Origin of the sequence: Rhizobacter sp., from assembly GCA_021153565.1 — a bacterium.
Taxonomy (GTDB): domain Bacteria; phylum Pseudomonadota; class Gammaproteobacteria; order Burkholderiales; family Burkholderiaceae_C; genus Albitalea.
Genome location: JAJKJU010000324.1, coordinates 1 through 6,265 on the forward strand (window position 1 = coordinate 1; position 6,265 = coordinate 6,265).

General features: G+C 58.8%; 3 protein-coding genes. All 3 read right to left on the reverse strand.

Annotated elements, in window-relative coordinates:
- Window positions 1-35: 35 nt before the first annotated feature.
- Genes AC30NL_RS20170 through AC30NL_RS20180 form a run of 3 tightly spaced genes read right to left on the reverse strand, consistent with a single transcriptional unit; the run spans window position 36 to window position 5,672 of the window.
- On the reverse strand, window positions 36-533 hold the full coding sequence (locus AC30NL_RS20170) for a type VI lipase adapter Tla3 domain-containing protein (RefSeq protein ID WP_489465772.1): 498 nt from the start codon (window positions 531-533) through the stop codon (window positions 36-38).
- Window positions 530-2,884 (reverse strand): T6SS effector phospholipase Tle3 domain-containing protein, encoded by a 2,355-nt coding sequence (locus tag AC30NL_RS20175; protein WP_489465773.1) that lies wholly within the window; start codon window positions 2,882-2,884, stop codon window positions 530-532. Before AC30NL_RS20175 ends, AC30NL_RS20170 begins: the two co-directional genes overlap by 4 nt.
- 37 nt (window positions 2,885-2,921) lie before the next feature.
- On the reverse strand, window positions 2,922-5,672 hold the full coding sequence (locus tag AC30NL_RS20180) for a type VI secretion system Vgr family protein (protein WP_489465774.1): 2,751 nt from the start codon (window positions 5,670-5,672) through the stop codon (window positions 2,922-2,924).
- Between the last annotated feature and the right edge of the window lie 593 nt (window positions 5,673-6,265).

Below are 6,265 nucleotides of genomic sequence, written 5' to 3' on the forward strand. Positions count from 1 at the left end.
CTGCCGTTACCTCCGCGCCCTCAATGGCTTCTTGCTCAAGGATCGGACGTTCGGCGATGTGGCGAACACCGCCGCGGCCCACAAATAGTCCGAACGAACCATTTTTTGAGGTCTTGTTCTCGAATGCTGACATGAGCATTTCCCTTGCTCAACACTTCCCACAACGCGCCTTGCCGGTACTTGTCCAACGTGACGCCGAGCCCAATCACTTCCAATGCGTATTCGCGCACAGTTTGCTTCTTGGCAGCATCCGTATCAGGGGCTGCGGCCTGAGGTACCGAGGCTTGCGGGGCCGGCAAGGTCGCGGCCTGAGCCACGTTCCAGCGCCAACCGGCGAAGAGAACGACCGCCAATACCGGTGCAGCCACCCACCATAAAAGTCTTGCGCTCATCGTCTGGTTCTCCGTCATCAAGGCTGGGGGGTGAATCACAAGCATGACCAGCAATGTCCACATAGGAATCAGAACTACCAGCGCCAAGAGCGACCATAGCAAATACCTCCCTATGCGAGGCTTCATCGTTACGGTACTCATGCTTGGCGTTGAACTTGCTGATTGGGTGGCGCATCGCCATAGTTGTCGGCGGTTCCGACGATCATTGGGTCGGGCCTCGCCCCCCGCCCAGTCTTGGTTTCGCAGACGACTGAGGATGGCAAGCCCTCTGGCAGCAAGGCCACGCACATCGGTAATTCCCCAGTGCTGTAGTAGTGCGACGTGCGCTCGATCAGGTTCTTGCGCCACGGAGGTTCGGCATCGTAGAACTTACCAAACCTCTTGATAAAGTCATCCCAAAGAAGAATTCCTGGGCGGGTCGGCTTGTTCTTTTCGGGCTTCTTCAACCTCCAATCCGCCACGGCGCAAAGGTAGTCTCTGAATTCCGGGTCATCCACCGCCGCACCTTGCCCAATGGACAAGTCGTAGGCCGTGACCTGTTTGTGATTGAGATCGTTGGCAAAGATGGACGAGTGAAATGAGCGCTCGCCGCTTTCACTGGTTTGGTAGCGCCTGCGCACCTCCTCAGGTGTTTCCTCGCGTCTGATCAAGAGCTTGCCACTGGGCCGGGATGGCGACCCCACCAAACATCGACTCGCCTCAAACACTTTGTCTGCGCATTGCAACTGGGGCTTGCCTTCGTTGAGCAACGCCTTGAGTTTGTTCACGTCAAAAAACTCGCTGCTCACGAATCCGGCGTAGACCTTGGGCTGAAGGCTTTGGACTGGTTTATCGAAAAATGGCCGGTATTGCTCGGGCGACGGATCGTCCATCAATTGCCACACATCGTGGTACGCACCGTCTCCTGCAGACGCGATGGCCGCATCCACAGGGTCAACAGACTCGTAGGCACCAAATGGCGCTTTGCATTTTTCCTCCGGCAACTCGGAAGGTAGCAAGGCGCCGCCCAACAGTTCAGCCCTGACAGGGGTCTTGAGTGCCTCGCCGTTGATGCGGCGGATCAAGTGACGCTTTGAGTCCACACTGTCTTGCAGGCTGTCAGGGCTGGTTCTTGCCGCTCTGTTGAGGCTGAACCGGCCGAATTTATCGACGTGGGAATAGAAGTCTTCGCCTTTGACGTTCAATGCGAATTCATAGGGGGGCGCCCCCACCAGCACAGGTTCGCCCTTTTGGAAATCAGGCCGCTTCTTCACGGTGAACACCCGCTGAAAAAAACCGCCCGTGGCCATCAGCATGTCCATCGGTCGCAGAATGACCATCTCATCGACTTGCAATTTGGGGTTGTACGGTGAGGGTTGGACTTTCGTGCCTCCAATTACATCGGGTACACCCTGCCAACCCATGCCCTGCATGCCGCGCAAGTTAACCGTCACGTCTTCTGGGGTGAAGTAGACGTAGACCATGCCTCGGTTGTCGCGGTCGGCGCTGGCCTGCCAGCCGCCGCCCACCATGCCCCGAGCCTCGGGCGCCTTCAGCGTTTCGCCATACGCGGGCGCCGAGCCCTTTTGGCTGCTCACGCCCTTGACGATGTTGACCAGGGTCTGAAGCCGCGCATGCAGCGTCTGATCACCGTCGATCATTTTGTAGCGCCCCCGCATCAAGGCATCGTCACCGCCGCCATGAAATCCGATGTCGGTCAAACAGTCTTCCAGGCCATAGGGTGAGTTGCACAGCACCAGGGTGTCGGCGGGTTTGCGGCCCGAGTCCAACAGGAACGCCTGGGCCAACAAGCTGATGAGCGTGCCTTGGCTGTGAGCCACGATGTTGACCACCTCATCGGGGTGGTAGTCCTTGATCATGGAAACCAGCGACGCCATGCGCTGCGCGGCCAAGATCATGTACAGCCGCCCCGGCGCTTTCAGAGTCGGACGAATTGGGTCGGTTTGCGGCAACGAGCCATGGCCTTTGTTCCACATGTCCAACAGCGTGTTGGTGGCGTTCGCAAACGGGCCACCTTCTTTGCTGTTGTCTTTGTCGAGCCGGTTGCCGTAACGGTCGAGGTTCTGCCCGTGGGGCAAGTCGTTCCCGTCCTGGATCTTGCCCTTCTCTTCCCTGAACCCCCAATAAAACGGAATCACCGGACTGTGGGTGTTTTCATCTGCCTTGCGCTTGAAGAACAGGGCATCGGGGTCTTCTTCCACGGTGGTGTTGCCTCTTTCGGGAGGCATGCTGTACTTGGCGGGCACGATGGCCGTGTCATCATGCCCAAGGCGGGCTGCGAGCCCCGCGCAAATGCCTGCTTCCACCATACCGTACCCCACTCCCACATCATTGACGCCGTGACTCACGATCACGGTGCCCGGCAGGCTTGGCCGCACATCCAGGCGGCAATCCATCTTCGGAGCCACCGGGGTCAGCAAGCACTTGCCGATGTCATCCTTGCGTTCTTCTTTGTGGTAGTCGGCCGTGGCCGAATAATCAATCTTGGTCATATTGCGCCTATAGGGACCGATTCGTGAAGGTGTGGATTCAGACCCTGGGGTCGTTGATGAGCGTGATGTCCGCGATGTTCATCGAGTCACTCTGCAAGACTTGCGCACGACCTTGGGCGTCGGTCACGCCTTGAACCTTGCTGCCGTCGCTCAAGATCGCTTCATAGCGCCGGTTCGCGGCCACAAGAGCGTCCTTGCCCGGCCCGTAGCGCAACACCATTTTCTGATCCACCGGCGCACTGGAGAACTTGGGGAGCTCTGCCCCCATTGAAGCGGCGCCACTGTGGGGAAAGGCGCTGCCCTTGATGGCGACAACACCCGTGCTGGCCAGCGTGAGCGCATCAGCCAGCGTAATGAACGAGCCGTCCGTGGCAATGATCTGGATGTTCTTCGCCATGAGCCGTATCGTGTTCTGAGCGGCCAAGGTGATGTCTTTGGCCGATTCGATCCGGGTCTCGTCGTTCTGGCTTTGCGTGATCAGTGGGCCTTGGTGCGAGATCGCCTTGATGCCGTTGTGATGAGAAAACAAGCCGATGCCTTGGCCCGCATTGAGGTTGTAGCGCTGGCCGGTTGTGATTTGATAGTGCTGCTTGGCGATGGAGTCGATGTTGACGCCGGAGTAGCTCACCAAGGTTTTCGGGCTGGTGATCGCGATGCCATCAGGGGCCGTGAGACTTAAGGTGGGTTTTCCACCTTGGGATTGCGGGTCGACGTTGCTTCCGGCGGCTGCTGCCTGGATGTCATTGCTGAGTTCGGTTTGCCCAGCGCCGTCCACAGCCAGCCCATGGTTCTGCGCAGCGTAGTCCCCCAACACCTTGAAGAGGTTCAGGCAGTCTTGCATGAGGGCAATGTGCTCGTCAGCGCTTAGTTGGTTGCCACTAGCTTGAAGACGCTTCCACGCCGAAATCAGTAGTGACTTAGCCGTGCGAATGGCACCACTCTCATCCGTTCGCAGTTCAAAGCCCTCGCCACGGGGCTCGGTTTTTCCCTCGTTCATCGGAGTGCTCAATGAGCCGGCGTTGAATTGGGTGCACCCGTGATCGGTGGCAAGCTGCGTGCTGATGTTGCCCGTGGTGTCGTTGAAACGCAGTTGCTGCTGCCGCTGCCCCATCAGCTCACGCGTCACTACTCCGCTCAGGGCGGCGTTATTGGGGAGACTTCCAAAGTGATCGAATTGCGGCGGCGGGTTGTCGTAGGCATAGCGAGAACCAACAATCATCGGTCGCGATGGGTCTCCCTGCTCAAATCCAAGACTCACTTCCATGCCTGCGCGGAGCGGAAAAATCACTCCGAACCCAGGACCACACCATAGAAAATTCACCCGGACCCAGGCAGTGGTGTCCCAGGTTTTCTCGTCATCGTCCACTGGGTCGAGGCCGTGGATACGCACCTTGACACGCCCGAGTTCGTCGCACCACACGGGCCGGTCGTCTTCGCTAATGACCGTCGCGGTCATCAACGGCATGTGCGGCAGATCGGTCTCAGGGTCCCATGACGGGACGATGGGGGCACCCCTTCTGACCGCAATGAACCTGTTTGTATAGCGGTGCTCGATCCCCGCTTCCACACCGTCTTGGGCAGCACCTTCGGGTGTGGCCACCCAGCCATCAATGCCAGCTTCGCTGGCGCACATCAAGGCTTGCGCGCGCTCGTTAAGTTCCTTGGGCAGGCTGCCTTCGGCCCAGATCTGAAGGCGGATGGTGATGTACTCGCGCTGCTCACGGCTCAGGGTGTCGAGCACCGGATGACCCTCAAAGCGGTTCCACTCGCACACCGATTGGGCGCGCACGCCGCCTATGCCGTGCAGGCAGTGGGCTCGGCCCTCGTGGCGCGTCATGTCCACGCGGGTGAGACGCTCGTGATCGGCCCAGGTGTCGCCGGCGTGAGGCAGCTCGATGCGAGCATCGACCAGCGAAGCACTGAGCCGGTTGCCGCTGGTGCCTTGGTCGACGGCACTGGTTTCGCTGACCACATCGACGCGGGCGCTTTCATGGTCCCAGCTGCTGCGTGTGAGGGCACCGCTCACCAGCGTGTACGCGGGGGCCAGCAGGCTGACGGTATCGCGGGGTTCGGTGCCGTCCCGGCGATGGTATTTGACGGGGCCGGCGCTGTTCTCGGGCAGTTCGTAGGCGTCGATGAACAATACGAGCTGCTGGGCGGGTGAGTCATTGTCACCACTGCTCGGTAGGGCGCGCATGAACCAAGCGATGCCGTTTCGCCGAAACAGGTTGCGCAGAAAGTCAGCGTCATTTTGGTGACATTGAAAAGTCAGCGCCCGTTGGGGGAAGAGGTTCTCGTCGATATTGAGCAGCGCGTATTCGAAAGCCAAGGCGACTGCCGGGTTGCGCCCCCGCCAGCTGTCGAGCTTGAGCCGGGCGATGTCGAGCACGCTTTTGTTCAGATAGATGCGATTGCTGCGCCGGCCCTCCATCACAGCGAAGATGTCGCGGCCCGTGAGCTGCACGGTCGTAAGAGACCCGTCTGATTGCCCCTGACACACGTTGGTGATGACAACGCAGTAGCGCTGTAGCTCGCCCATGTCGGTGACAAACTGCACTTCCATGGGCAGTCCCATCAGTTCGACAAGCGGCAGATCGGATCGGCTGGTGAGACAGGTGATGTGGGCTGTCAGGTCATCGCATACGCCGCTGGTGATGTCGATTCGCTGCGGCAGCAGCATGCCTTCAAACAGCTTGCCATGCTGACCTGAGAAGCGTAGACGCTGAGGGCGGTTGTCTTGATTGAACGCACGCGCAAGCAGATCGTGCGCGATGTCGAAGAGATTCATGGGGCTCCCGGGAGATAAAGCGTCGCACTCGGATTGGTGCTTGCGCCAAGTCAGCGATGACAGTCGAGTTTAGATTTGTTTTGCCGAGCTACCGATCCCCCCAAGAGAGTGGGCGCGATGGAAGCAGGTTGCAACGGGCGCAAAAAGCTATCACTCGAATAAAACCGGCCCGGACAGTCGAGGCCGCAGGGCATCGACCTGTCGCGCGAGGCGGTGCCAGACGCCACCACACTGCCGAAGATTCGCCGCCCGCTCGAAGAGCACGTTCTCACGGCCAAAGCTGTTCGAGGGCATCAACGCCAGCAATTCTCATTTTGAAAATCACCCTGTGCGTAGTTTCCTGGGAGCTGTAGTGAGAGGCTGAGAGTATTTCGAACGTGTCCGAGCAGCGCGTCAAAAGGCGCCTGATCTAGGAGTCTGCGCGGCAGAAGAAATCGAAATCTCTGACGAAATTTTCGAGGCTTCAGAATCGCGTTGGTTCAATTTTTCCGACTAGGAGTCTGCGCGGCAGAAGAAATCGAAATCTCTGACGAAATTTTCGAGGCTTCAGAATCGCGTTGGTTCGATTTTTCCGACTAGGGCAATGGTGAAGC

Excerpts from the sequence above, each read along its gene's own strand:
- AC30NL_RS20170 (WP_489465772.1), bottom strand. The coding sequence starts at position 533 with ATGAGTACCGTAACGATGAAGCCTCGCATAGGGAGGTATTTGCTATGG.
- AC30NL_RS20175 (WP_489465773.1), bottom strand. The coding sequence starts at position 2,884 with ATGACCAAGATTGATTATTCGGCCACGGCCGACTACCACAAAGAAGAA.
- AC30NL_RS20180 (WP_489465774.1), bottom strand. The coding sequence starts at position 5,672 with ATGAATCTCTTCGACATCGCGCACGATCTGCTTGCGCGTGCGTTCAAT.